This window comes from Pseudomonas sp. R43(2017), assembly GCF_002112345.1.
Lineage (GTDB): Bacteria > Pseudomonadota > Gammaproteobacteria > Pseudomonadales > Pseudomonadaceae > Aquipseudomonas > Aquipseudomonas kribbensis.
In genome coordinates this window covers 129,290-153,061 of sequence record NZ_NEHJ01000006.1, presented here as the reverse complement: position 1 = coordinate 153,061, position 23,772 = coordinate 129,290, and the positions used below count along the sequence as shown (strand labels likewise).

Sequence of the window (23,772 nt, the reverse complement as noted above, 5' to 3'; positions counted from 1 at the left end):
GGTGCTGGAGCTATAAATGCAGGATATACCGATGCCCGAGTCAATGAAGGGAAGAATCGTTTTTTTAGACTATATGAGAGTTTTCGCTTTTGTAAGCGTCTTGATTGGGCATAAGTTTTTTGAAGACGTGATTGCTCTTGCATCTAATCCGGGAAATCATATTGCACTCAGGCGTCTGGGAGAATTGTTGATTCCGCTGTGCGAGGGTGGAGCCGCGGGCGTTGTTGTATTCTTTATGACGTCGGGGTATATCATCACTCATGTGCTTCAATCCGAGATGCCTGCGGACTTTCTGATAAAGCGTTTTTTTCGAATCTATCCACTGTACATATTTGCAGTAATTGCAGAGCAGTTTTTCGGCTTGGCAGTCTATGGTACGCCGTTTCCTGAACTTCATGTCATGCTGCCGCGAATACTATTGCTCGGTGATTTTTTTGGTACCCCTTACAGCCTGGCAGGTGTTGAGTGGACTTTACGTATTGAAGTCCTGTTTTATGTTTTGATGTGTTTTCTAAAAGTGACAGGTGCATTTCGCGGACAGAAAGTTCTTCCTGTTATTTATCTTGCCCTCGGAGTGATGCTTTATTATTTGCCCGCGTTTCCAACAGGCTACGGTTGGAGTGATGGTTATTTAAGTCTGTATACATCGTTTCTCTTCATAGGCTCGAGCATTTATCTGGCGCAAAGCAGAAAAATTGGTGTATTGGCATGTTTGCTGGTTTGTGGCGCTCTGTTTTTTATGTTCGTTGATTTGATTACTCAGCTTCATCCGAACTGGAAAGAAAACAACTATGCTTTGATATCGATTCTGATATTTATATTTGCATTGTTGTTGCGTGATCGCCTGGTCGATAGCTCTTTGCTACGTTTGTTGTCCAATTTGACATACTCTGTATATCTTTTTCATAACTGGTTGTGGGCTTATATATTGCTTCCTGTTGAAAAACTGGGATTTGACGGGATCTCAGCAAAATTAATCACTGCAATAATTTTGCTGCTCGTTTGTTACGGTTTGTACGAGACGGTGGAGAAGTTTGGACTCGAGCTGGGGCGTCGAGCCCTAAAGTTAAAGCGCAGGTATTTTCCCATTCAGCAGCTAAGTACTTCGCCAGGTAGATAGCCCGCTCTCTACGTAAAGTCTACAGTCTGCCTAGCCTGCACCCTTCAGGGTGCAGGCTTTTTATTCATTCAAAAAAGCTATGACTGCCATGTTGTTCAACTGCTTTTATAGTATTTGGCATGGACAGGGTCGGGAGTCTTGCTGAGCTTTATATAATATATTCCGTTCTTGAATTGGACCGAGTCTTTCGCTGGCCAAATTGGCATGTCTTCAAATTGCGGCGTCAACGAGATTCTGGACTCCATGTCCAGTTCTTCAACATTATTGAAACCGATCAACTGCATATAGGTCACCATTCTATTCAGGTTTCCGTCATCCCAGTCAAAGAATGAAGCGCTCATGGTTGAAGTGAGCGGTGCTGGATAGTGGCTTTTGAAGGGGAGGCGGCCATAGATATCAAGTGTCGCTACGGTATCTCTGTCGAAATCAGGGTTCAATTGAGCGATCCTTGAATAGATCGCTTCTGCTGTCAGACGGTCATGGGTTGTCGCCATAATCGTGCTCGCGGAATATTGTCCGTTGACCGATACCATTTGGAAAAGCAGGATCAGGGTGACCGCTACTCCGATACCTCGCAGAATACCTTTCTTTTGCAGGATCACTACGACCGCAATCCAGATGACCAGAGAAACGGCCAGCATTGATCGTAAAGGCAGATACACGGCACCTGTTACAAAGTGAAGCAGAAATGGAGCAACCAACAGTGCGGATATGCATGCTGCAATCCAGATCGTTGATTTAACTGTTTTCTGATGCATCAGGAAGAAGATGGCAAGTCCCAGGGCAGCAGCTGACCCGAGAAAAGTAACACCATAGCTTTCACCTGACCCCGTGTAAATTTTCCACATTTCATTCAGTACGGCTTTACTGATTCCAACGGGGTCAGCAAGGAGGTCATCTATTCGCAGGAAACTGTTTATGTATGCCCCGTTTGAAGGGAGAAAGGATTGCGCAAATTTGTTGATGATCACATAGATGATGAGGCCCATAATCAGTGCCGCTATCAAGTACATTATTCTTTTCAGTGGAATGCTTCTACCAACCAAGGCAGTGGACTGTTTGTTCTGAAATTCAAAGATTACGGCGCCAATTGCGGCGACGAGATAAAACATCACTAATGATTGATATGCGCCAATAGCAATAGCGATAAAGCAGCTTGCCCCCAGCAGTGGGATGATTTTTTTGGCGCCAACGCGATCGTGGGCTCCTGTCTTCATGATGATGTACGTTGCAATCGAAAGGCTGAGAATTCCCAGGCCTGTGGAAGGCGTATTGGAATAGAACTCGGCAATGAACCACCAGATCGGGTGGGCAATCAACACACCGTACGCAAGCGCAGTAATCCAGGAAAAGCGCAACTGGTAAGCGCGAAGAATGAACATGTAGGATGCGGCGAGGCAGACGTAGAAGAACAGGTTGGGAACAAAAGGCATCACCGGCTGGGTGAAGATAAATTTTTCTACGATAAATGCTGTCCAGCGTCCATCTGCAATCCAGATAGAGGGATCGGTCCGGAACGCACCTGCTTCGTCATCAATAGACAGAAAAAAGTTGACGATGGGAACAATGTTTAGAAATACTCCGATGCCGAGTAGCTTGGTGAATTCCTGCAGAGAGAATTGCTCGTTCGCAAGATGCGTTCTTATCTTTCTGATAAATAGATGATCACGCTGTGCAAATTCCATAATGGACTTGTGCGAAGTTGTCCAGATGGCAATCAGCAGGGCTAGAATCGCCGACACAAAAAACGTCGTAATCGTTCGCAGCTTCTCTATGACTAGGCTGTTGATATGAATATGTATCTGCGGGTCTGTTGCACCCTCTGGAACGATATAGTGAATCCGATCTTTTTCTCTGACGGTTTCTTCGACTTCCGCGATCGGAACGATGTTTTCAAAACTAACGTTGGTTCGGTAGCCCATAAAGCTGAGACGAATTGACTTGATGTCAAAAGTGCCGGATTTTTCCAGTGGGTCCCAGCGAAGATTGCTGTAATCGTAAGAAGGCAGCGGAAAGTCAAAGGACTGTGTTGATTTGTTGAACTTTACGACGGAAGAGTTGCTTTCGCTGAATGCTTCGCCATGCTGATAAAATAACTGGGATTGGTCAGCTGGGTACACTCCAGTGTATATCGACAGCGTTGGCGTAGAAAGTGAAGTCTTGAGTAAAAGCCAGGCAATGGCAGGTGTAAGAATGCAAGCAAAGAGTATTATCTTTGCAATGATCTTCAGTTTTATTCTGGACGCTATCTGCATCGCTTTTGCTCACTTTTCAATGCGGTAGTTGTTTTCGGTTGTTGGTCGATAATCGCTATTTTTGAATGTTGCTGTGCCACTGGAGAAGTTTTTCTATGGCGATGCCGAATGAGTCAATCCTGAAATTTTTTTAAATGTACAGTTTTGGAGTTTCGAGGAAAATTGTGTGGCATCAATGCGATGGATTCTGAAAGGCCGTTCCATCGGCTCGACGGATGCGTGATATACATTTTGGCTGCGGAGTATACCTTGGTGAACGAGGCGGAGCACCTGCCTGGCCTTTTAACGTGCAGCTGTCTGGCGAGGGCGTGGAGTGCAGAGATAGATTTCGTCAGGCGGGGGATGAGCTCTACTATTTTGTGTAACCGTGATCGCTACCTACGTACAATGCGATTCATCAGACCCAATGAAGGAGGAGGCCAGATTGGTACAGGAACGTATGGATAGATTGCGGAGCAAATTGCTGGCTCTTCCACGGCGCCAGAAACGGTTGATACAGGTATTGACTGACGTCGTTCTCGTTTGGGTCGCGCTCTGGCTCGCTTTCATCGTGCGCTTGGGCATTGACGAAATGGTCAATCCCCTCCGGGTCCATCTCTGGTTGTTTGTCTGTGCCCCGGTTATCGCCGTTCCGCTTTTTATCCGCTTTGGGATGTACAGGGCGGTCATGCGCTATTTCGGCAACGACGCGCTTGTGGTCATCATCAAGGCAGTCAGTCTGTCATCCCTCATTCTTGCGTTGGTCGTCTACTGGTACAGCAATCACGAAGCGGTTGTGCCGCGCTCGATCATTTTCAACTACTGGTGGCTCAGCCTTGTGATCATCGGTGGGTTACGACTTTGTATGCGCCAGTACTTCATGGGCGACTGGTTTTCGGCAACCCAGCATGTGCCTTTCACCAATCGCGATGATGGCCTGACCAAAGTGGCGATCTACGGAGCGGGAGTGGCGGGCAATCAGTTGGTCGCAGCCTTACGCATGGGGCGTGTCATGCGTCCAGTGGCCTTTATTGATGACGATTCGAGTATTGCCGATCGGTCTATTTCCGGACTTCAGGTCTATAAGCCAAAGCATATTCAGCAGATGATTGACCTTACGGGGGCACAGGAGATTTTGCTGGCCTTGCCTTCTTCCACCCGTGCCCGACGCAGGGAGATACTCAATTTCCTGGAAGGTTTTCCGCTGCATGTGCGCAGTGTTCCCAACTTTACCGACCTGGCCAGTGGCCGGGTAAAGGTCGAAGACATTCAGGAAGTCGATATCGCCGACTTGTTGGGGCGTGACGCGGTGCCGGCTCAGCCGGATCTGCTGGAACGCTGCATCAAGGGCAAGACGGTGATGGTCACGGGGGCAGGGGGATCCATCGGTTCGGAACTCTGCCGACAGATATTTTCTTTGCAGCCGACCACGCTTTTGCTGTTCGAACACAGCGAATTCAATCTGTACAGCATCCTGTCGGAACTGGAGCAGCGTGGTTGCCGCGAATCCGTTCCGGTCCGATTGCTGCCGATCCTTGGCTCCATTCGCCATCAGGACAAGCTGCTGGATGTAATGAAAACCTGGAAGGTCGATACCGTTTATCACGCGGCTGCTTACAAGCATGTGCCAATGGTCGAGCACAACATCGCTGAGGGGGTGTTGAACAACGTGATCGGTACGCTCAACACCGCGCAAGCAGCGTTGCAGTCGGGTGTTTCGAATTTCGTGCTGATCTCGACCGACAAGGCTGTTCGTCCGACCAATGTCATGGGCAGTACCAAGCGGTTGGCAGAGCTGACGCTCCAGGCCTTGAGTCGTGAAGTTGCACCGGTGCTGTTTGGGGACAAGGCCAACGTTTCCCGGGTCAACAAAACCCGATTCACCATGGTGCGTTTCGGTAATGTACTCGGGTCTTCAGGGTCCGTGATTCCACTGTTTCACAGTCAGATCAAGTCAGGTGGGCCTTTGACGGTAACCCACCCGAAAATTACTCGGTATTTCATGACTATTCCCGAGGCCGCCCAGTTGGTTATTCAGGCAGGCTCCATGGGGCAGGGCGGCGATGTTTTCGTTCTCGACATGGGGGAGCCAGTGAAAATCGTCGAACTGGCGGAAAAGATGATCCACCTGTCAGGTTTGAGCATCCGTTCAGAGCGCAATCCCCAAGGTGATATTTCCATCGAGTTCACTGGCCTGCGTCCCGGAGAGAAGCTCTACGAAGAGCTGTTGATCGGCGATAATGTGGCGGCCACTCCCCATCCGATGATCATGACGGCCAATGAAGACCATCTGCCTTGGGATCTCCTGAAGGCCCGGTTGGGTGACTTGCTGGAGGCCGTGGAGCGCGATGATTATTCAAGGGTTCGTCAGTTGCTGAGAGAGACAGTCAGCGGCTATACACCGGACGGCGAGATCGTCGACTGGATCCATCAGCAGCGTCGCCTCGAACCCTGATTGTTTCACATCCTGTAACGGACGCATTTTTGACTTGCCCCCATCATCGCCTAACGTTGGAGAGCAGCTTCGGAAAAGCTGCTTTCTCAATTGATGATGGAGCGTCACTTATGCGTACCGGTTATTTCTACTCCCTGATTTTTGCCCTGCTGACCAGCGCCTCGATTGCCGCAATCGCAGCGCCTGTGGCGCCGTCCGATGCGCACAAGCCCCCTTTGGTGATGGATTCGTCAGCTACTTCCGCCGTCCAGAAAGTCGATCTCAACGAGGCTGATGCAGCCACCCTTCAAAAGGAGCTGTCGGGTATCGGAGAGTCCAAGGCAAAAGCGATTGTTACTTATCGTGAAACAAATGGGCCGTTTGCATCCGTAGATGAATTGCTGGAAGTGAAAGGCATCGGCAAGGCGATTCTGGATCGCAATCGCGACAAGCTGGAAGTGAACTAAGCTGGTTGTTCTATGCCAAGGGGCCGGTCATTGACCGGCCCTTTTGCTTCCCGGTCCTGAAGGACTGCGAGGGAGCAGAGTGCCTTTCCGTCGGAATATGGAAAATTACGGCTATCATATTGCGCTGAGATTATGCCTATAATAATTTCGGCAACCACGAAAGCCATCGTGCTTTCAAAGGCTGCTCATTTCTCACGCACTCCAGGAGTATCGTCATGAGTTCCCCGAAATCCCAAGGTACGGCGCTTGTCACGGGCGCGTCTTCAGGCATTGGTGCGGTGTATGCCGAGCGGTTGGCGGCGCGCGGTTTTGATCTATTGCTCGTGGCTCGCGATCAGGAACGTCTGGAGTCTGCTGCCAGCAAATTGCGAAACGACCATGGTGTTCAGGTCGAAGTGCTCAAGGCCGATCTGACGCAAAGGGATGACGTGCTCAAGCTTGAGCAGCGCCTGCGTAGCGATTTCAGCATCAGCCTGCTGGTCAACAATGCCGGGGTAGCTGTCAACGGGTTGCTGGCCAATGCCGATCCCGATGTACTGGAGCAACTGATTCAGTTGAACGTCACAACCCTGACCCGATTGGCAGCCGCCGCAGCCGCTGCGTTCACTAAGGCCGGGCGCGGCACGATCATCAATATCGCGTCAGTGGTCGCCTTGTTCCCCGAGCGTTTCAATGCCACCTACAGTGCCAGCAAGGCCTACGTGTTGAGCCTCACTCAATCGCTGAATACGGAACTCGAAGGCACCGGGGTCAAGGTACAAGCGGTATTGCCGGGGGTGACCCGCACCGAAATCTGGGCGCGCTCCGGTTTTGATGCCAGCGGTATTCCGGCGGAGATGGTCATGGAGGCGGGCGAGATGGTGGATGCGGCGCTGTCGGGTCTGGACCAGGGCGAACTCGTGACGATACCTTCGCTGCCCGATGCCGGTGAATGGCAAGCCTTCGTTGCTGCACGTCATGTAATGGCACCCAATCTGTCCCACAGCTCGGCGGCCAGCCGATACAAGTAAATGACTTTTGAGTCGTGAGAGGTCAACCCGATATGGATCAGCGTCGAGTAGTTGTCACGGGTATGGGCCTGGTATCGCCCCTGGGCTGTAATGTCGAAGTCGTCTGGCAGCGTTTGTTGGCCGGGCGTTCGGGATTGCGGAACCTGCCGGAGGCGGTCGTTGCGGATCTGCCGGCGCGGGTCGGCGGCGCGGTGCCGACAATGGAAGAGGACGCCGAAGCCGGTTTTGATCCGGATCGGGCGACGCCGCCCAAAGAACAGAAGAAAATGGATCGTTTCATTCTGTTTGCCATGGAGGCTGCACGGCAGGCGCTTGAGCAGGCCGGCTGGCATCCGTCTGACTCCCACGCTCAGGAACGTACGGCGACCATCATCGGTTCCGGTGTCGGTGGCTTCGGTGCAATTGCCGATGCAGTGCGCACCACCGACAGCCGTGGTCCGCGTCGCTTGTCGCCGTTCACCATTCCTTCGTTTCTGGTCAACCTCGCGGCGGGCCATGTCTCGATCCAGCACGGTCTGAAGGGCCCGCTAGGTGCGCCGGTCACCGCCTGTGCCGCTGGCGTGCAGGCGATCGGTGACGCCGCTCGGCTGATTCGTGCCGGTGAGGCCGACATTGCCGTGTGCGGCGGCGCGGAAGCATGCATCGACCGCGTGAGCCTTGCCGGATTTGCAGCGGCACGGGCGCTCTCCAGTGGTTACAACGACACGCCCGAGCGTGCTTCGCGCCCGTTCGACAGCGCGCGTGACGGTTTTGTGATGGGCGAGGGTGCCGGGTTGCTGGTGATCGAATCTCTGGATCACGCATTGGCCCGTGGTGCCAGGCCACTGGCCGAACTGGTCGGCTACGGCACCAGCGCCGACGCCTATCACCTGACCGCCGGGCCGGAGGACGGCAGCGGAGCTCGACGAGCCATGACGCTGGCGCTGGCTCAGGCCGGTATCGGGCCGGATCAGGTGCATCATCTGAATGCACATGCGACCTCGACGCCGGTTGGCGATCTCGGCGAGCTGGCGGCCATCAAGTCGGTGTTTGGAGCGCAGAACAAAATCGCCGTGACTTCGACCAAATCCGCCACCGGCCATTTATTGGGAGCTGCCGGTGGCCTGGAAGCGATCTTCACGTTGTTGGCTATCCGCGACCAGACCGTTCCGCCGACCCTCAACCTGGACAATCCCGATCCGGCCAGCGAAGGCGTGGACATCGTCCACGGTCAGGCGCGGTCAATGCCGATCGAATACGCGCTGTCCAACGGCTTCGGTTTCGGTGGGGTCAATGCCAGCGTGCTGTTCAAGCGCTGGCAGGCTTAGTCTTCGGAACGCTTGAGGTGTTCGCGGGTGACGTCGAGGATCTGCTGCGCAAATCCGGCATCCGCGACACTGCGAGAGAGCAGGAGCGCGCCCACCAGTGTTGCCATGATGACGATGCTGCTCTCGGCCGCGTTCTCGCCGTCTAGAGTGTTCTGGATCTGATCCAGACGCGCCTTGAGCACGGCGTCGCTGGTCGGGCTCGGTTGGCCGCGCAATCCCAGTTCCGAAGAAATGGTCAGCAGCGGGCAGCCTTCATGAGGCGAGGTCTGGTGCCATTCGGACAGGTACGTATCAATGAAGGCTTCCAGCGGTTTTTCCTGGGCGAACAACTCTTCGCACAAGCCTGCGACCTGATCGCCGGCGGCTTGCAGGGCTTTCTCGACCAGGTCGTCCTTGGATTTGAAATGCGAATAAAAGCCGCCGTGGGTCAGTCCCAGTGCCCTCATCAAAGGTTGCAGACCGGTCGCGCCGATGCCGTCCTTGCGAAACCGCTCGGATGCTTCCTTGATGATGCGCTGATGGGTCTGGGCTTTATGATCTTGCGAGTAACGCATTTAAACTCTCCGCAACAAGACCGCCATCTTAACCAATGCAAATTGAATGGTGACTGTACTTCTACTTCTAAAAAGCCTGCCGGTGAATCCAACAAGTTCGTAACAGCCATCAACGGTTGGCACGGATAGTGGTTGCAGCTCACAAAGTTGCCATCACCGAAGGAGCAGGAGAACCATGTACAAAGACTATCCGGCCGCCTATCAAGTCAGTAAGGGCTCGGCCTTGCAGGTCAATGCACCGTTCTACGAGCGGATTCGCGACAGCAAGGATGCGCGGACCCTGATCGAGCAATTCGAAGTGCCGATCCGCACCGGCCGCGCCTGGCATGTTCCGGCGGGCCATGTGTTTCGTGTCACCACACCGGTGGGGCCTCAGGTGGGCGACTTCAATGTGTGGAATGCCCACGATCCGCGCGAACGGATGTGGGCGGCGCGCACCCGACAACTGCAGGGCGCCCATGTCACCACCCATGATCGTCTCTGGTCGAACCTGCCTTTTCTGCGGCCGCTGGTCACCATTACCGATGACAGCCTGGCCGGTTACGGCATCGATGAACACGGCGGGCGCCTGCACGATTTGCTCGGTACGCGCTGTGATCCGTATGTGAACAAGATGCTCACCGGCGAAGATTTCCATCATCATTGCCATTCAAACCTGACTCGCGCCGTTTTACCCCACGGTCTGACCGAATTCGACGTGCACGACGTGCTGAACATCTTTCAGTGTACGGGCCTGAATCACGATGACCTGTATTTCATGAAGGCCTGCCCGGCGCAAAAGGGCGATTATCTGGAATTCTTCGCGGAAATCGATTTGCTGTGTGCATTGTCGACGTGCCCCGGCGGTGATCTGTCGCTGGCGATGTGGGGGCCGGACGCGCAGGATCCGTTGAGCGTTTGCCGTCCGCTGGGTGTGGAAATCTATCGTCTGGACGATGCGCTGCTCGAAGGTTGGAGCCAACCGGAACGCGCGGCGTACAAAGGCCTGCATGGCTTGCACATTGCGAAGGCCGAATGGGAAAAGTAACCGCGATAAAAAATAAACCCCGCCGATTCAGGCGGGGTTTTTCGTTCAGCGGTCCTGCGCGTCCTTGATGTCCGCTTCGGCATTGCGTTCGGCAACGCGTTGACGTTGTTCTTCGGTCAGTTCGACCTTGTTGGCGGTGTCGCGCAGCATCATCAGCCCCCCCACGATCGAGCCGATTGCAACGACCAGAATCAACCAGGCATACCAGGGCATAGCGGCTCTCCTTAATGGCAGGTCGTCGGGCGAGGATTTCGCCGGCGATGCTGCTTACCACGTTTGAGCGATGGGAAATCGCAGTGGTTCCATTCTAGGCCGGTTATGCCTGGTGCGGTTAAAGACCGGTCAACATGGCGTCCGCCGGCGCGTTCGCCCGTAGTTGCCCGGTGAGCAAAAAGTAGCCGAAGCCGACGGCCATGAAGCCCAGGAAAATCAGGCCGATCAGCGCGTTGAACCAGGCCATCGCCACCAGGCACACGATCGCCAGCACCAGCGCAATGAACGGGATCAATGGGTAGCACGGCGCGCGGAAAGTCCGCTCCAGATTCGGTTCGCTTTTGCGCAGCTTGAAAAGACTGAGCATGCTCATGATGTACATCACGATGGCGCCGAACACGGCCATGGTGATCATCGCGGCGGTGAGTGTCATGCCGCCGAGATTGATCAGGCCGTCGCTGTAAATGGCGGCAATGCCGATGATTCCGCCGGCGATGATCGCCCGGTGCGGGGTCTGGAAGCGAGACAGTTTCGCCAGCGAGGCAGGCAGGTAACCGGCACGGGCGAGGGCGAAGAACTGCCGCGAGTAGCCGAGAATGATCCCGTGGAAACTCGCCACCAGCCCGAACAGGCCGATCCACACCAGCATGTGCAGCCAGCCGGAATTGTCGCCGACCACCGCTTTCATCGCCTGTGGCAACGGATCGTTGATGTTCGACAGGGTGCGCCAGTCGCCGACGCCGCCGGCAAAGAACATCACGCCCATCGCCAGCAGCACCAGGGTCAGGATGCCGCTGATGTAAGCCTTGGGAATCGTGCGTTTCGGATCCTTGGCTTCTTCTGCCGCCATGGCCGCGCCTTCAATCGCGAGGAAGAACCAGATCGCAAACGGGATCGCCGCAAACATCCCGGCAATCGCCGGTGCGCCGAACACGTCCGCGCCGGCCCAGCCATTGAGGGCGAAGTTGCTGAAGCTGAAGGCCGGGGCGACCACACCCATGAACACCAGCAACTCGGCGACGGCCAGCACGCAGACGATCAGCTCGAAGGTCGCTGCCAGTTTCACACCAAGAATGTTCAAGCCCATGAACACGATGTATGCACCAACCGCTGCGTGTTTCGGATCGAGGGCCGGAAACTGCACGTTGAGGTAGGCGCCAATTGCCAAGGCGATGGCGGGCGGGGCGAAGACAAATTCGATCAGCGTCGCCAGTCCCGCGATCAATCCGCCTTTTTCACCGAACGCCCGGCGACTGTAGGCAAACGGCCCGCCGGCGTGCGGGATCGCCGTGGTCAGTTCGGTGAAGCTGAAAATGAAGCAGGTGTACATGGTCGCAACCATGAACGAGGTCACCAGAAAGCCCAGTGTTCCCGCGACGCCCCAGCCATAGCTCCAGCCGAAATACTCCCCGGAAATCACCAGCCCCACCGCGATGCCCCACAGGTGCAGCGTGCCCAGCGTGGGTTTGAGTTGTGTGTTCATGCGTTTGCTCCCTGAACGGTTTGGAAAGCTCGGGGGAGGGCGTGTGCAGTGGGCGTGCCATTTTGTATTGGCGGGTCGCAATGGGCTGAAAGCTGTCGTATCGGGGATGTTCGCGACTCGATAGCCACATTTCTGTGCGCCAGTCAGGTGCGTCGGACATCGGGAGCAGTCGTAAAGAAGGCATAAACCCACTCTTTACGCATTCTTTATGCCCCGCCCGCACCCTCGGTCTCGTTCCTTTACAGCCTCCTTTCCGACAATGCCTCCACACGCGGCAATACGCCGTAACACGGAGATCTTCCATGAGCGTTCTGGACGGGGTGTCCCTGCTGCTGGCAGTGGGGCTGTTCATTTATCTGTTGGTTGCGCTGTTGCGCGCGGACCGGAACTAGGAGCGGCTATGCACAGTTATGACTATTGGCAGATCGTCGCGTTTTTCGCGCTGGTGTTGCTGCCGGCGCCGTTCCTCGGGCGCTTCTACTACAAGGTGATGGAAGGTCAGCGCACCTGGCTGACGCCGATTCTCGGTCCGGTCGAGCGCGGCTGTTACCGCATTGCCGGGGTCGATCCGCAGGACGAACAGAGCTGGCAGAAGTACACGCTGGCGCTGCTGGCGTTCAACCTCGCGGGTTTCCTGCTGTTGTTCGCGATCCTGTTGTTCCAGGATCACCTGCCGCTGAATCCGCAAAACCTGCCGGGCCAGGAGTGGACCCAGGCGTTCAACACCGCCGTCAGTTTCATGACCAACACCAACTGGCAGTCCTACAGCGGTGAGGCGACCCTCAGCTACCTGAGCCAGATGGTCGGCCTGACCGTGCAGAACTTCGTCAGCGCCGCCACCGGCCTCGCCGTGCTCGTTGCGTTGTGCCGTGGTATCGGTCGCAAATCGACCAAGACTCTGGGCAACTTCTGGGCCGACATGACCCGCGCCACCCTCTACGGCCTGCTGCCGCTGTGCCTGCTGCTGGCGCTGTACCTGGTGTGGCAGGGCGTGCCGCAGACCTTCGCGCAATACGTGAATGCGGTGACGCTGCAAGGCGTCGATCAGGTGATCCCGCTCGGCCCCGCAGCCAGCCAGATTGCGATCAAGCAACTGGGCACCAACGGCGGTGGTTTCTTCGGCGTCAACTCGGCGCATCCGTTCGAGAACCCGACCGCATGGAGCAACCTGTTCGAAGTCACCTCGATCATCCTGATCCCGGTGGCGCTGGTGTTCACCTTCGGTCACTACGTCAAGGACCTGCGTCAGAGCCGCGCCATCATCGGCTGCATGCTCGCGCTGTTCCTGATCGGCGGCGCTACGTCGATGTGGGCCGAGTATCAGCCGAACCCTGCGCTGAACAACGTGGCCGTCGAACAGACCGCGCCGCTTGAAGGCAAGGAATCGCGCTTCGGCACCACCGCCACCGTGCTCTGGTCGGTGACCACTACGGCGGCGTCGAACGGCTCGGTCAACGGCATGCATGACAGCCTCAACCCGCTCAGCGGCATGGTGGCGCTGGTCAACATGATGGTCGGCGAAGTGATCTTCGGCGGCGTCGGTGCCGGGCTCTACGGCATGTTGCTGAACGTGCTGATCGCGGTGTTCCTCGCCGGCCTGATGATCGGCCGCACCCCGGAATACCTCGGCAAGAAACTCCAGGCCCGCGAAGTGCAACTGCTGGTCGTGACCTTGCTGGTGATGCCGGTCGGCGTGCTGGTGCTGGGTGCGATTGCCGCTGCTTTGCCTGGCCCGGCGGCCACCATCAGCAACCCCGGCCCCCACGGTTTCAGCCAGTTGCTGTACGCCTACACCTCGGCCAGTGCCAACAACGGTTCGGCGTTCGGTGGCCTGAGTGCCAACACCCCGTTCCACAATCTGATGCTGGGCCTGGGCATGTTGATCGGTCGCTTCGGTTACATCCTCCCGGTACTGGCCCTGGCCGGCAGCCTGGCGATGAAGAAAACCGCGCCGATCGGCCAGAACAGCTTCCCGACCCACGGCCCGCTGTTCGTGACCCTGTTGACCGTGACCATTTTGCTGGTGGGCGGCCTGACCTTCTTGCCGACCCTGGCGCTCGGCCCGATTGCCGAACACCTGAGCATGGGCTTCTAAGGAATCCATCATGAATATGCATGTTCCAGCTTCAAAACCTGCGGTAGCTGCCAAGTCGGCAGAAGCGCCCAAAACCGCGATCAGCGCCCTGTGGCGCCCGGCGCTGGTGCAAGCGTTCGTCAAGCTCGACCCACGCCAGTTGGTGCGTTCGCCAGTGATGTTGGTGGTCGAACTGACCGCGATTTTCACCACCGTGCTGTGCTTCATCCCGGACAACGTCGTGCCGACCTTCGTAGCAGCGCAAATCGCCCTGTGGCTGTGGTTCACCGTGCTGTTCGCCAACTTCGCCGAAGCGCTGGCCGAAGGCCGCGGCAAGGCCCGCGCCGACAGCCTCAAGGCCGGCAGCGAAGGCCTGAGCGCCCGACGCAAACTGGCCAACGGCAGCTTTCAGGTGGTGCCCGCCGCCAGCCTGCGCAAGGGCGATGTGGTGCGCGTCGAAGCCGGGGAAATGATCCCCGGTGACGGCGAAGTCATCGAAGGCATCGCGGCGGTCAATGAAGCGGCGATCACCGGTGAATCGGCTCCCGTGATTCGCGAGTCCGGCGGCGACCGTTCCGCCGTCACCGGCAACACCCGGCTGGTGTCCGACTGGCTGCTGGTGAAGATCACCGCCAACCCCGGCGAGTCGACTCTGGACCGCATGATCGCGCTGGTCGAAGGTGCCAAACGCCAGAAGACCCCGAACGAAGTGGCGCTGGATATCCTGCTGATCGGCCTGACCCTGATCTTCCTGCTGGTGGTCGTGACCCTGCAACCGTTCGCCCACTTCGCCAACGGCAGCCTGCCGTTGGTGTTCCTGGTGGCGCTGTTGGTCACGCTGATTCCGACCACCATCGGCGGCCTGCTGTCGGCCATCGGTATCGCCGGGATGGATCGTCTGGTGCGCCTGAACGTGATCGCCAAGTCCGGTCGTGCAGTGGAAGCGGCGGGTGATGTGCACGTGTTGCTGCTGGACAAGACCGGCACCATCACTTTCGGCAACCGTCGCTGCAGCGCGGTGTATGCCGCGCCGGGTGTGAATGCCCGTGAACTCGCCGAAGGCGCGCTGTTCGCCTCGCTGGCCGATGAAACGGCCGAAGGCAAGTCCATCGTCGAGTACCTGCGCGGCTCCAATCCGCAGCCGGAACCTGCACTTGAAACGTTGACTGCCGTTCCGTTCAGCGCCGAAACCCGCTTGTCCGGTGTCGACTATCAGGGCCGTGTATTCCGCAAGGGCGCGGTGGATTCGCTGCTGGCGTTCCTCGGTCAACAACGCAAGGATCTGGCGCCGGCGCTGTCCCGGGAAATCGACAAGATTGCCCAGAGCGGCGGCACGCCATTGCTGGTCTGCGCCGACGGCAAACTGCTCGGTGCGATCCATCTGAAAGACGTGGTCAAACCGGGCATCCGCGAGCGTTTCGCCGAGCTGCGCAAACTGGGGATTCGCACGGTGATGGTCACCGGTGACAACCCGCTGACCGCCGCCGCGATTGCCGCTGAGGCGGGCGTCGACGATGTGCTGGCCGAAGCGACACCGGAGAAAAAACTCGCCCGCATCCGCCACGAGCAGAACGACGGTCGTCTGGTCGCCATGTGCGGCGACGGTGCCAACGATGCTCCGGCGCTGGCCCAGGCTGACGTCGGCATGGCGATGAACGATGGCACTCAGGCCGCCCGCGAAGCGGCCAACATGGTCGACCTCGACAGCGATCCGACCAAGCTGCTGGACGTGGTGCAGATCGGCAAGGAGTTGCTGGTGACCCGTGGCGCGCTGACGACCTTTTCCATCGCCAACGACGTGGCCAAGTACTTCGCGATCCTGCCGGCGCTGTTCGCTGCGATCTACCCGCAACTGGGCGTGCTGAACATCATGCACTTGAGCAGCCCGCAGAGCGCGATCCTGTCGGCCATCGTCTTTAACGCTTTGATCATTGTCGTGCTGATTCCGCTGGCCCTGCGCGGCGTGCGAGTACAGGCGGCGAGTGCGGCGGCGCTGCTGCGACGCAACCTGCTGATCTATGGCCTGGGCGGGATTCTGGTGCCGTTCGTGGGGATCAAGGCGATCGACATGCTGCTGACGGCGTTGCATCTGGTTTGAACCTGAACAGCGGTGTGCCGGGCACACCGCTTCAAGCACGAATTCGAGGATTCCGAAATGTTCACAATATTACGTCCGGCCCTGAGCCTGCTGGTGCTGATGACCCTGGTCACCGGCGTTGCCTATCCACTGGTGGTGACTGGCGTTGCCCAGGTCGCCTTCCCCGAGCAGGCCAATGGCAGCCTGGTGCGCGACACCGAAGGCAAGGTGCGCGGCTCGTCGCTGATCGCTCAGGATTTTGTCGGCGATGCGTGGTTTCATCCACGCCCTTCGGCCGGTGCCTTCGCGACTGTGTCGAGCAGCGCAAGCAACCTGGCGCCGAGCAATCCGGCGCTGGCCACTCGGGTGATCGATGATGCCAACAAGCTGCTGGTGCCCGGTCAGGGCCCGGTGCCGCTGGCGTTGTTGACCACCTCCGGCAGCGGTCTCGATCCGCACTTGCCACCGGCCGCGATTGCCTATCAACTGGCGCGTGTCGCCCACGCGCGCAACTTGCCGGTGGCGACCTTGCAGCAGTTGCTCGACGCGCACATCGAACAGCCGCTGGTGGGCCCGCCGGTGGTGAATGTGCTGGCGTTGAACATGGCGCTGGAAAAGCTGTAATGAATCCTTCAGGAAGAGAGCTTCAAGCATGAGTGACTCCGGCCGCGCCGACGCGCTGTTAGCAGAACTGCCCCGCGACGGACGCGGCCGGCTCAAGGTTTTCCTCGGCGCTGCGCCGGGTGTGGGCAAGACCTTCGCCATGCTGCAGGCCGCCCATAGCCAGCTGCGCCAGGGCGTGAAAGTCATCGCCGGTGTGGTCGAAACCCACGGCCGTGCCGAAACCGAAGCGTTGCTCGGCGGCTTGCCGCAACTGCCGCTGGTGCGTTCGGAATACCGTGGCGTGACGCTGGAGGAGATGGACCTCGACGGTCTCCTCGCCGCCAAGCCTAAACTGGTGCTGGTCGACGAACTCGCCCACAGCAACGCCCCCGGCAGTCGCCACACCAAACGCTGGCAGGACATTCAGGAACTGCTCGCCGCCGGCATCGACGTCTACACCACGGTCAACGTCCAGCACCTGGAAAGCCTCAACGATCAGGTGCGTGGCATCACCGGTGTGCAGGTGCGCGAAACCCTGCCGGACTGGGTGCTGCAGGAAGCCTACGAACTGCTGCTGATCGACCTGCCGCCCCGGGAACTGCTTGAGCGCTTGCGCGAAGGCAAAGTCTACGTGCCGGAGCAGGCCCGGGCCGCGATCGATGCGTTTTTCACTCAGACCAACCTCACCGCGTTGCGGGAACTGGCGATGCAGACGGCGGCGGCGCAGGTCGACAACGATCTGGCCCAGGGCTACCGCAAGCTCGGTCAAGCGGCGCCGGCAGTACGCGGACGTCTGCTGGTCGGCGTCGATGGCAATGCCGATGCCGAACGATTGGTGCGCCACGCCAGTCGTGTGGCTCAGCGTCGGCATTTGCCGTGGAGCCTGGTGCACGTCGACAACGGCAGCGTGCGCGACGAGCAATCACGTCTACGCCTGCAAGGCGCCCAGCAACTGGCCGAACGGCTTGGCGGTGAAGTGGTGCTGTTGCGGGCCGGCGAAGTGGCCAAGACCTTGATCCAGCACGCCACCGAGCGCCGGGCCAGTCTGGTGCTGGTCGGCCAGTCAAGGCCGAGCCTGCGTCGACGGCTGTTCGGCGGTGGACTGGCGGCGCGTCTGTTGCGTCAGTCCCACGGCCTGGAAATCAACGTGCTGGACAGCGATCACGAGCAGCACGCGCCACGCCTGCGGACGGCGCCGACGCTGGTCTGGTTCGACTATGCGCTGGCGCTGGTGGCGACCATTCTGGCCAGTGCGCTGGCGTGGGCGGTGTCCAGCGTATTGCCGTTGCCGAACATCTCGCTGGTGTTTCTTGCGGCAGTGTTGCTGGTGGCGGTGCGCAGCAGTCTGGGGCCGTCGCTGGCCTGTGCGGCGCTGTCGTTCCTGACCTACGACTTTCTGTTCATCCCGCCGAATTTTTCCTTCGCCATCCAGCGCGAAGAAGACGTGCTGACCTTGCTGTTTTTCCTGCTGATGGCGGCGCTCACCGGCAATCTGGCGGCGCGTCAGCGGCGGCAATTGCAGGCGTTGCGCGATACCCAGGAAGAGACCACCGAGCTGCTCGACCTGTCGCGCAAACTCACCGCCGCCACCGACCGTCAGGCCGTGGTCAGCGCTGCCGCCCAGCACCTCAATGGCTGGAGCGATCTGCAATTGTGCCTGCTCAACCGCGACGGGCAGGGCGGCTGGAAAGTCGAGACCGGCGGGCCGTTGCAATTCACCGAGTCGGAACGCGCCGCTGCCGACTGGGCCTGGCAACACGATCAACCGGCGGGTATGGGCACCGGCACGTTGCCGTTCGGGCGTTGGTGGTGGTGGCCATTGTCGGTGGAGGACGGGCCGCTCGCACTGCTCGGTGTGTGCGCCAAAGAAGGCCAGACATTGAGTGGCCAACGCCGGCGTCTGTTGACCGCGTTGAGCCAGCCACTGGCGCAGGCACTGGCCCGGGCGCAACTGGCCGATGATCTGGAAGCCGCGCGTTTGCATGGCGAAACCGAACAACTGCGCAGTGCTTTGCTGGCCTCGGTGTCCCACGATCTGCGCACGCCGCTGACCTCAATGCGCGGCAGCATCGACAGCCTGTTGGCCCTCGGCGAAGCGATCCCGCTGGAGGATCGCCGCGAATTGCTCGAAGGCACCCGCGATGAGGCCGAGCGTCTCGACCGTTACATTCAGAACCTGCTGGACATGACTCGCCTCGGGCATGGTGCCCTGAAGCTGGCGCGGGACTGGGTGTCGCCGGCAGACATCGTCGGCAGTGCGCTCAATCGTCTGCGCGCGGTGTTGTCGTCGTTACAGGTGAGCACCGATGTGCCGGCCGAGTTGCCGCTGCTGTTCGTCCATGCCGCGTTGATCGAACAGGCGCTGGTCAATGTGCTGGAAAACGCTGCGCGATTCTCGCCGTCCCACGGCCGTCTGCAACTGCGCGCCGGGGCGGATGACAGCGAGGTGTTTTTCTCGGTCAGCGATGAAGGGCCGGGGATTCCCGTCGATGAGCGAGCGAAGATTTTCGACATGTTCTACACCGCCGCCCGGGGCGATCGTGGCGGGCAGGGCACCGGCCTGGGACTGGCGATCTGTCAGGGCATGGTTGGCGCCCATGGCGGGCGGATCAGCGTCGGCGACGGCATCGACGGACACGGCACCTGCATCACCCTGCACCTGCCGTTGCAGACGCAACCGGGGATGGACGGTGAAGCCTGAATCCGCCTGCGCTACTCTCTTGCCAATCTTTTGTGTTGATGTGAACTCATGACTCAGACCGCGACCATTTTGGTCATCGACGAGGAACCGCAGATCCGCAAGTTCCTGCGCATCAGCCTCGCCTCGCAAGGCTACAAAGTGCTGGAGGCCGGCACCGGCGCCGAGGGGTTGGCCCAGGCGGCGCTGAACAAGCCCGACCTGCTGGTGCTCGACCTCGGCCTGCCGGACATGGACGGCCAGCAAGTGCTGCGCGAGTTTCGCGAGTGGGCCACGGCGCCGGTGCTGGTGCTGTCGGTGCGGGCCAGCGAAGGGCAGAAAGTCCAGGCGCTGGATGGCGGTGCCAACGACTACGTGACCAAACCGTTCGGCATTCAGGAGTTTCTTGCCAGGGTGCGAGCATTGTTGCGCCAGGCCCCGGCCGGAGAGGCGCAACAAGCGGCACTCGAGTTCGGCCCGCTGACGGTGGATCTGGCTTATCGCCGGGTGCTGCTCGACGGCGTCGAAGTCGCCCTGACTCGCAAGGAATACGCGGTGCTGGCGCAACTGGCGCGGCATCCGGGGCGGGTGATTACCCAGCAGCAACTGCTCAAGGACATCTGGGGGCCGACCCACACCGAGGACAGTCATTACCTGCGGATCGTCGTCGGCCATCTGCGGCAGAAACTGGCGGACGATCCGACCCGGCCACGATTCATCGTGACCGAGGCCGGTGTCGGCTATCGATTGTTGAACGAGAACAGCGTTTAGCTCTGCTCGCTCTCATAGCGATCCAGCGTATCCCGGGCAATTTCGCGGCCCAGTGCTATCAGTTCAGGCGCCTTGTAGAACTCGAAAAACCGGCACACTCGCTTCGGCACGTTGATCAGGATGTCCGGTGGATACCCGGCGATCTTGTACTGCGCCAGCGAGGTCTGCATCACCTCGAAACTCTGGTTGATCAGATCCAGTAACGACGCCGGCCCGACGTTATCGACGATGAACGAACCGGTGGCAGACTTCGGTGCGCCGTCGCGCTCGGGGGCGGCGGCCGGTTGCTGGGTTTCGGGCTCTGCGCCTTCGACCCATGGATTGATCTCGGCGGCCTCGGCGCGCAACGCTTCCTGTTCCAGTCGCAGCAGTTGCTCGGCTTGTGTGCGGCGGAACGGCATCTTCGAACCGAGTGAACTGATCAGATTGTCGAAGCGACTACGAAACGCGGCAGGGCGCTGGATCACCGGCAATTTGTAATGGCGCTGGTTGGTCGAGTTGAGATTGACCGCGATGATCAGATCGCAGTGGCTCGACACCACCGGCACGATCGGCAACGGATTGAGAATGCCGCCGTCCACCAGCATCCGGTTGCCCTGCATCACCGGGGTGAACAGGCTGGGAATCGCCGCCGAGGCGCGCATGGCCTGATGCAGGCAGCCTTCCTGAAACCAGATTTCCTGTTGATTGGTGAGGTCGGCGGCCACGGCTGTGTAGGGGATGCGCAGCTCCTCGATGTTGATTTCGCCGACGATCTTGCGGATCTGGCCGAAGACCTTTTCGCCACGGATCGCGCCGAGGCGGAAACTCACGTCCACCAGCCGCAGCACATCGAGGTAATCCAGGCCTTCGATCCAGCGTCGGTACTCGTCGAGTTTGCCGGCCGCGTAGATTCCGCCGACCACCGCCCCCATCGAACAACCGGCAATGCAGGCGATGTCGTAACCACGCCGTTCGATCTCCTCGATGACCCCGATATGGGCATAGCCCCGGGCGCCACCGGAGCCCAGCACCAGTGCGACACGCTTTTTCATCAGACTTCCTCCCCGACAGGTTTCCACAATGCACCCATCGAGGGCCGGGCTACAATCGTCAGGGTCGTTCGGGGTGGCGCTGGCGTCGTTATTTCGATACTTCATGACCCGCTGGCGTTATCTTTTGCCGTGCGGTGGATTCACGGGGCACAAGGCACTTTTTCACCACCCGAACGTCTTAACTGCACGACTGTTGACCTATCTTTGAGGTGTAAGCGATGAAAGCCTGGATCTGTGTGCCCTTGATTGCTCTGGCATTGGCCGGTTGCGCCGGCAAGACTGCCTACCGCGACAGCTGCGGCAGCCAGCTCGATGCGGCATGGCATGAGCTGGATCTGGCCAAGGCCGAGGGTTTTGCCGGAACGGTGAGTTACTCCAAGGCCCTGTCGTTGTTGACGGCGGCCAAGACCCAGCAGCAATTCGAGGGTTTCGAAGGTTGCAGCAACAAAGCCGAGAAGGCGCGTTTCTACATTCGCGAATCCCGCGCCGGGCGCTAAGCTGCTGACGTAGCGCAAGTGCAGGTGCCTTGCGCAGGTGCACACTCATGCAGCGCCATTGAATACAGGAGCAAGTAATGTCTGCGTTGGTCGACCGGTTGGTGGCTCATGTCCTGAGCCTGGAAGTCAGGCTGCTGGCCTGTCAGGCACGTTTGACCGCCCGGACCGACCCTGAGGCGCTGCATGATTTGCGAACCACCGTGCGCCGCTTGCGCAGCCTGTTGCGGCCATTGCGCGGTTTGCCCGGTGTCGAGCAACTGGAAGATGCGGCGGCCGGTGTCGGGCAAGTGACCACGCCATGGCGCGACCGCGAGGTGCTGGCGGCGTACCTGCTTGGACATGGCCAGCCTGAGGCTGCGCAGCGGCGCATGGCGCAGATGGCCGAGGCTTATCCGGCATTGGCGGCGAGTGCGGAAGTGGCTTCGCTGCTGATGATCCTCGATGCCTTCCCGCGTTTCCTGCGGGCGTCCCAGCGTCAGGGATTGCTCGATGATCTGGACAAGCGCATCGAAAAACGCCTGGGCAAACAATGGAAAAACCTCGACGTGGCGCTGCACGATCCGGCCCACGACCGCCATCGCCTGCGCCTGCTGATCAAGCGTGTGCGCTACGGTATCGAGGCTTATCCCGAACTCGATCGCCTGCCAAAACCCGCGTTGGAGCGCCTGAAGTCCGCACAGGGTGCGTTGGGTGACTGGCACGATTGCTGGCAATGGCTGGCGAAGGCCGAGCAGGAAGCGGATCTGCAACCCTGCGTCGCCACCTGGCAGGCCACCATGATCAAGGCCGAAAGCAAGGCTGACCGGGTGCTGGAAAAACTCAGCGCCGCCTGCTTCAAATCCTGAATCCCTCTACAGCTCGGCGCGGCTGTCTTATCTGTCAGTCTCTTTGACCGGAATGGACGCTGCGCCGCTCTGCCGCGCTGGTTAAGATCCGGTCATTCCCTTTTTCGTGTCCGAGGTTCCCATGCGCTTCTGCGATCTGATCGATGCTGTCCGCCGTCAACCGGAGGTCACCATTCCGGCCGAGTGGGGCCAGGGTCGGGCCAGTTTTGGCGGGTTGGTTGCCGCACTGCAATTTGAAGTGATGCGCGCCCGGGTGCCAGCCGATCGACCGGTACGTTCGCTGGCGATCACCTTCGTCGGCCCGGTCGAGCCTGAAGTGCCGGTGAGCTTCGAGGTCGAGGTGTTGCGTGAAGGCAAAGCGGTCATTCAGGTGCTGGGACGCGCCGTACAGAACGGCCAGGTGGTGACGATGGTGCAAGGCAGCTTCGGTGCTTCGCGCCCTTCGGAAGTGGCGGTTGAAGCCTATCCGGCACCCGAGATGAAACATTGGGACGATTGCCAGGAACTGCCCTACATCAAAGGCGTGACCCCGGAGTTCATGCGCCATCTGGCGATGCGCTGGAGTGTCGGCGGCATGCCGTTCACCGGCATTCAATCGCGGCTGATGGGCGGCTGGGTGCGCTTGCGTGGGGATGTGAAGGAAGAGCCGGTCAACGAGGCGCATCTGCTGGCGCTGGTTGATGCCTGGCCGCCTGCGCTGTTGCCGTATCTGAAGAAACCGGCGCCGGGCAGCACGCTGACCTGGACCATCGAATTCGTTCAGCCTTTACACGATTTGAGCACGCTGGACTGGTGCCAGTATCTGGCGGACATCGAGTACGCCGCCGACGGTTATGGTCATGTCGCCGCCAAACTGTGGAGCGCCCAGGGAGAACTGATCGCCATGAGCCGGCAGACGGTGACGATCTTCGCCTGACTCAATGCCGGCGGTGCCGTTCACGCCAGGCGCGGTACCAGCCGCCGCTGAGCAGAAAGCGCGGGAAGGTCAGAAACTGCTCGACCAGCAGGCGCGATACCGCGTCCTTGCGATCACTGAACGGCTCGGAGGCTTGCGCCTCCAGGCTGTGGCCGTGGCGCTGCAGACCCAGCGCCGCGACGATCCCGATCACGCCAATCACCACGCTCGCCAGACTCAGACTGAACACGCCCGAGACGATCAGCAAAAACGCGACGATGAACAGCGGCACGGCAATCAAGTGCAGCACCAGATTGGTCGGGTGCTGGTGATTGGCCGGGTACGCGCGCCATTGCCATGCGGGAAGGTTGGGGTGACGTTTGCCCATGTTGTTGCTCCTCAATCCATGTTCGATTCATGGTTGAAGAATAGGCCCGGGCAGCCAGGGCG

Annotated in this window: 21 protein-coding genes; 15 read left to right on the top strand and 6 right to left on the bottom strand. The window is 59.0% G+C overall.

Features of this window, described 5'->3' with window-relative positions; translation table 11 throughout:
- Nucleotides 1-16 precede the first annotated feature (16 nt).
- Nucleotides 17-1,120: an acyltransferase gene (locus tag CAG02_RS18390; RefSeq protein WP_085710797.1), complete on the top strand. Its 1,104-nt coding sequence runs from the start codon at nucleotides 17-19 to the stop codon at nucleotides 1,118-1,120.
- Between the two features lie 95 nt (nucleotides 1,121-1,215).
- Here the strand turns inward: CAG02_RS18390 and CAG02_RS18385 are convergent, their stop codons facing one another.
- The gene (locus tag CAG02_RS18385; RefSeq protein WP_085710796.1) at nucleotides 1,216-3,375 is read right to left on the bottom strand and encodes a glucosyltransferase domain-containing protein; all 2,160 of its coding nucleotides are present in this window, start codon (nucleotides 3,373-3,375) and stop codon (nucleotides 1,216-1,218) included.
- Between the two features lie 439 nt (nucleotides 3,376-3,814).
- Here CAG02_RS18385 and CAG02_RS18380 point away from each other — a divergent pair, with 439 nt between their 5' ends.
- From CAG02_RS18380 to fabF, 4 genes are all read left to right on the top strand, one after another.
- A complete protein-coding gene (locus CAG02_RS18380) occupies nucleotides 3,815-5,809 on the top strand; it encodes a nucleoside-diphosphate sugar epimerase/dehydratase (RefSeq protein WP_085710795.1) in 1,995 nt (664 codons plus the stop codon).
- A gap of 110 nt (nucleotides 5,810-5,919) precedes the next feature.
- Nucleotides 5,920-6,255, top strand: a complete 336-nt coding sequence (locus tag CAG02_RS18375) for a helix-hairpin-helix domain-containing protein (RefSeq protein WP_085710794.1) — start codon at nucleotides 5,920-5,922, stop codon at nucleotides 6,253-6,255.
- A 215-nt stretch (nucleotides 6,256-6,470) separates the two neighbouring features.
- Nucleotides 6,471-7,265, top strand: a complete 795-nt coding sequence (locus CAG02_RS18370) for an SDR family oxidoreductase (RefSeq protein WP_085710793.1) — start codon at nucleotides 6,471-6,473, stop codon at nucleotides 7,263-7,265.
- Between the two features lie 32 nt (nucleotides 7,266-7,297).
- Nucleotides 7,298-8,572, top strand: coding sequence for a beta-ketoacyl-ACP synthase II (gene fabF / locus CAG02_RS18365; protein ID WP_085710792.1), 1,275 nt, complete (start codon nucleotides 7,298-7,300; stop codon nucleotides 8,570-8,572).
- Here the strand turns inward: fabF and CAG02_RS18360 are convergent.
- Entirely contained in the window at nucleotides 8,569-9,126 is a 558-nt protein-coding gene (locus CAG02_RS18360) for a TetR/AcrR family transcriptional regulator (protein ID WP_085710791.1), read from the bottom strand. The genes fabF and CAG02_RS18360 overlap by 4 nt on opposite strands.
- Nucleotides 9,127-9,301: 175 nt before the next feature.
- Here CAG02_RS18360 and CAG02_RS18355 point away from each other — a divergent pair, with 175 nt between their 5' ends.
- On the top strand, nucleotides 9,302-10,153 hold the full coding sequence (locus CAG02_RS18355; protein ID WP_085710790.1) for a DUF1989 domain-containing protein: 852 nt from the start codon (nucleotides 9,302-9,304) through the stop codon (nucleotides 10,151-10,153).
- Nucleotides 10,154-10,198: 45 nt separating this feature from the next.
- On the opposite strand, the gene CAG02_RS18350 is transcribed toward CAG02_RS18355, so the two are convergent.
- The gene (locus CAG02_RS18350) at nucleotides 10,199-10,366 is read right to left on the bottom strand and encodes a DUF2897 family protein (protein WP_065257130.1); all 168 of its coding nucleotides are present in this window, start codon (nucleotides 10,364-10,366) and stop codon (nucleotides 10,199-10,201) included.
- A gap of 118 nt (nucleotides 10,367-10,484) precedes the next feature.
- On the bottom strand, nucleotides 10,485-11,849 hold the full coding sequence (eat, locus tag CAG02_RS18345) for an ethanolamine permease (protein WP_085710789.1): 1,365 nt from the start codon (nucleotides 11,847-11,849) through the stop codon (nucleotides 10,485-10,487).
- Between the two features lie 302 nt (nucleotides 11,850-12,151).
- On the opposite strand from eat, the gene kdpF reads away from it, so the two are divergent.
- The 6 genes from kdpF to CAG02_RS18315 are packed head-to-tail and all read left to right on the top strand — an operon-like array spanning nucleotide 12,152 to nucleotide 20,051.
- Nucleotides 12,152-12,241: a K(+)-transporting ATPase subunit F gene (kdpF, locus tag CAG02_RS18340; protein ID WP_007899818.1), complete on the top strand. Its 90-nt coding sequence runs from the start codon at nucleotides 12,152-12,154 to the stop codon at nucleotides 12,239-12,241.
- A gap of 8 nt (nucleotides 12,242-12,249) precedes the next feature.
- Entirely contained in the window at nucleotides 12,250-13,944 is a 1,695-nt protein-coding gene (gene kdpA, locus CAG02_RS18335; protein ID WP_085710788.1) for a potassium-transporting ATPase subunit KdpA, read from the top strand.
- Nucleotides 13,945-13,954: 10 nt separating this feature from the next.
- Nucleotides 13,955-16,021, top strand: a complete 2,067-nt coding sequence (kdpB, locus tag CAG02_RS18330) for a potassium-transporting ATPase subunit KdpB (protein WP_085710787.1) — start codon at nucleotides 13,955-13,957, stop codon at nucleotides 16,019-16,021.
- Between the two features lie 57 nt (nucleotides 16,022-16,078).
- Nucleotides 16,079-16,624, top strand: coding sequence for a potassium-transporting ATPase subunit KdpC (gene kdpC, locus CAG02_RS18325; RefSeq protein ID WP_085711017.1), 546 nt, complete (start codon nucleotides 16,079-16,081; stop codon nucleotides 16,622-16,624).
- Nucleotides 16,625-16,652: 28 nt separating this feature from the next.
- Nucleotides 16,653-19,304 carry a sensor histidine kinase KdpD gene (locus tag CAG02_RS18320; RefSeq protein WP_085710786.1) on the top strand — a complete coding sequence of 884 codons (2,652 nt, stop codon included), beginning with the start codon at nucleotides 16,653-16,655 and terminating at the stop codon, nucleotides 19,302-19,304.
- Nucleotides 19,305-19,352: 48 nt separating this feature from the next.
- Entirely contained in the window at nucleotides 19,353-20,051 is a 699-nt protein-coding gene (locus CAG02_RS18315) for a response regulator (protein WP_085710785.1), read from the top strand.
- Here CAG02_RS18315 and CAG02_RS18310 read toward each other — a convergent pair.
- Complete coding sequence (locus CAG02_RS18310; RefSeq protein ID WP_085710784.1) at nucleotides 20,048-21,085, bottom strand: patatin-like phospholipase family protein; 1,038 nt, start codon at nucleotides 21,083-21,085, stop codon at nucleotides 20,048-20,050. The genes CAG02_RS18315 and CAG02_RS18310 overlap by 4 nt on opposite strands.
- Before the next feature lie 218 nt (nucleotides 21,086-21,303).
- On the opposite strand from CAG02_RS18310, the gene CAG02_RS18305 reads away from it, so the two are divergent.
- The 3 genes from CAG02_RS18305 to CAG02_RS18295 all read left to right on the top strand — a co-directional run bounded on the left by CAG02_RS18305 (nucleotide 21,304) and on the right by CAG02_RS18295 (nucleotide 23,343).
- Nucleotides 21,304-21,582: a hypothetical protein gene (locus CAG02_RS18305; protein ID WP_007963692.1), complete on the top strand. Its 279-nt coding sequence runs from the start codon at nucleotides 21,304-21,306 to the stop codon at nucleotides 21,580-21,582.
- Between the two features lie 77 nt (nucleotides 21,583-21,659).
- Nucleotides 21,660-22,427, top strand: a complete 768-nt coding sequence (locus CAG02_RS18300; RefSeq protein WP_085710783.1) for a CHAD domain-containing protein — start codon at nucleotides 21,660-21,662, stop codon at nucleotides 22,425-22,427.
- A gap of 121 nt (nucleotides 22,428-22,548) precedes the next feature.
- The gene (locus CAG02_RS18295; protein WP_085710782.1) at nucleotides 22,549-23,343 is read left to right on the top strand and encodes an acyl-CoA thioesterase II; all 795 of its coding nucleotides are present in this window, start codon (nucleotides 22,549-22,551) and stop codon (nucleotides 23,341-23,343) included.
- A gap of 1 nt (nucleotide 23,344) precedes the next feature.
- On the opposite strand, the gene CAG02_RS18290 is transcribed toward CAG02_RS18295, so the two are convergent.
- The gene (locus CAG02_RS18290) at nucleotides 23,345-23,710 is read right to left on the bottom strand and encodes an Mpo1-like protein (RefSeq protein WP_085710781.1); all 366 of its coding nucleotides are present in this window, start codon (nucleotides 23,708-23,710) and stop codon (nucleotides 23,345-23,347) included.
- Nucleotides 23,711-23,772: the final 62 nt, after the last annotated feature.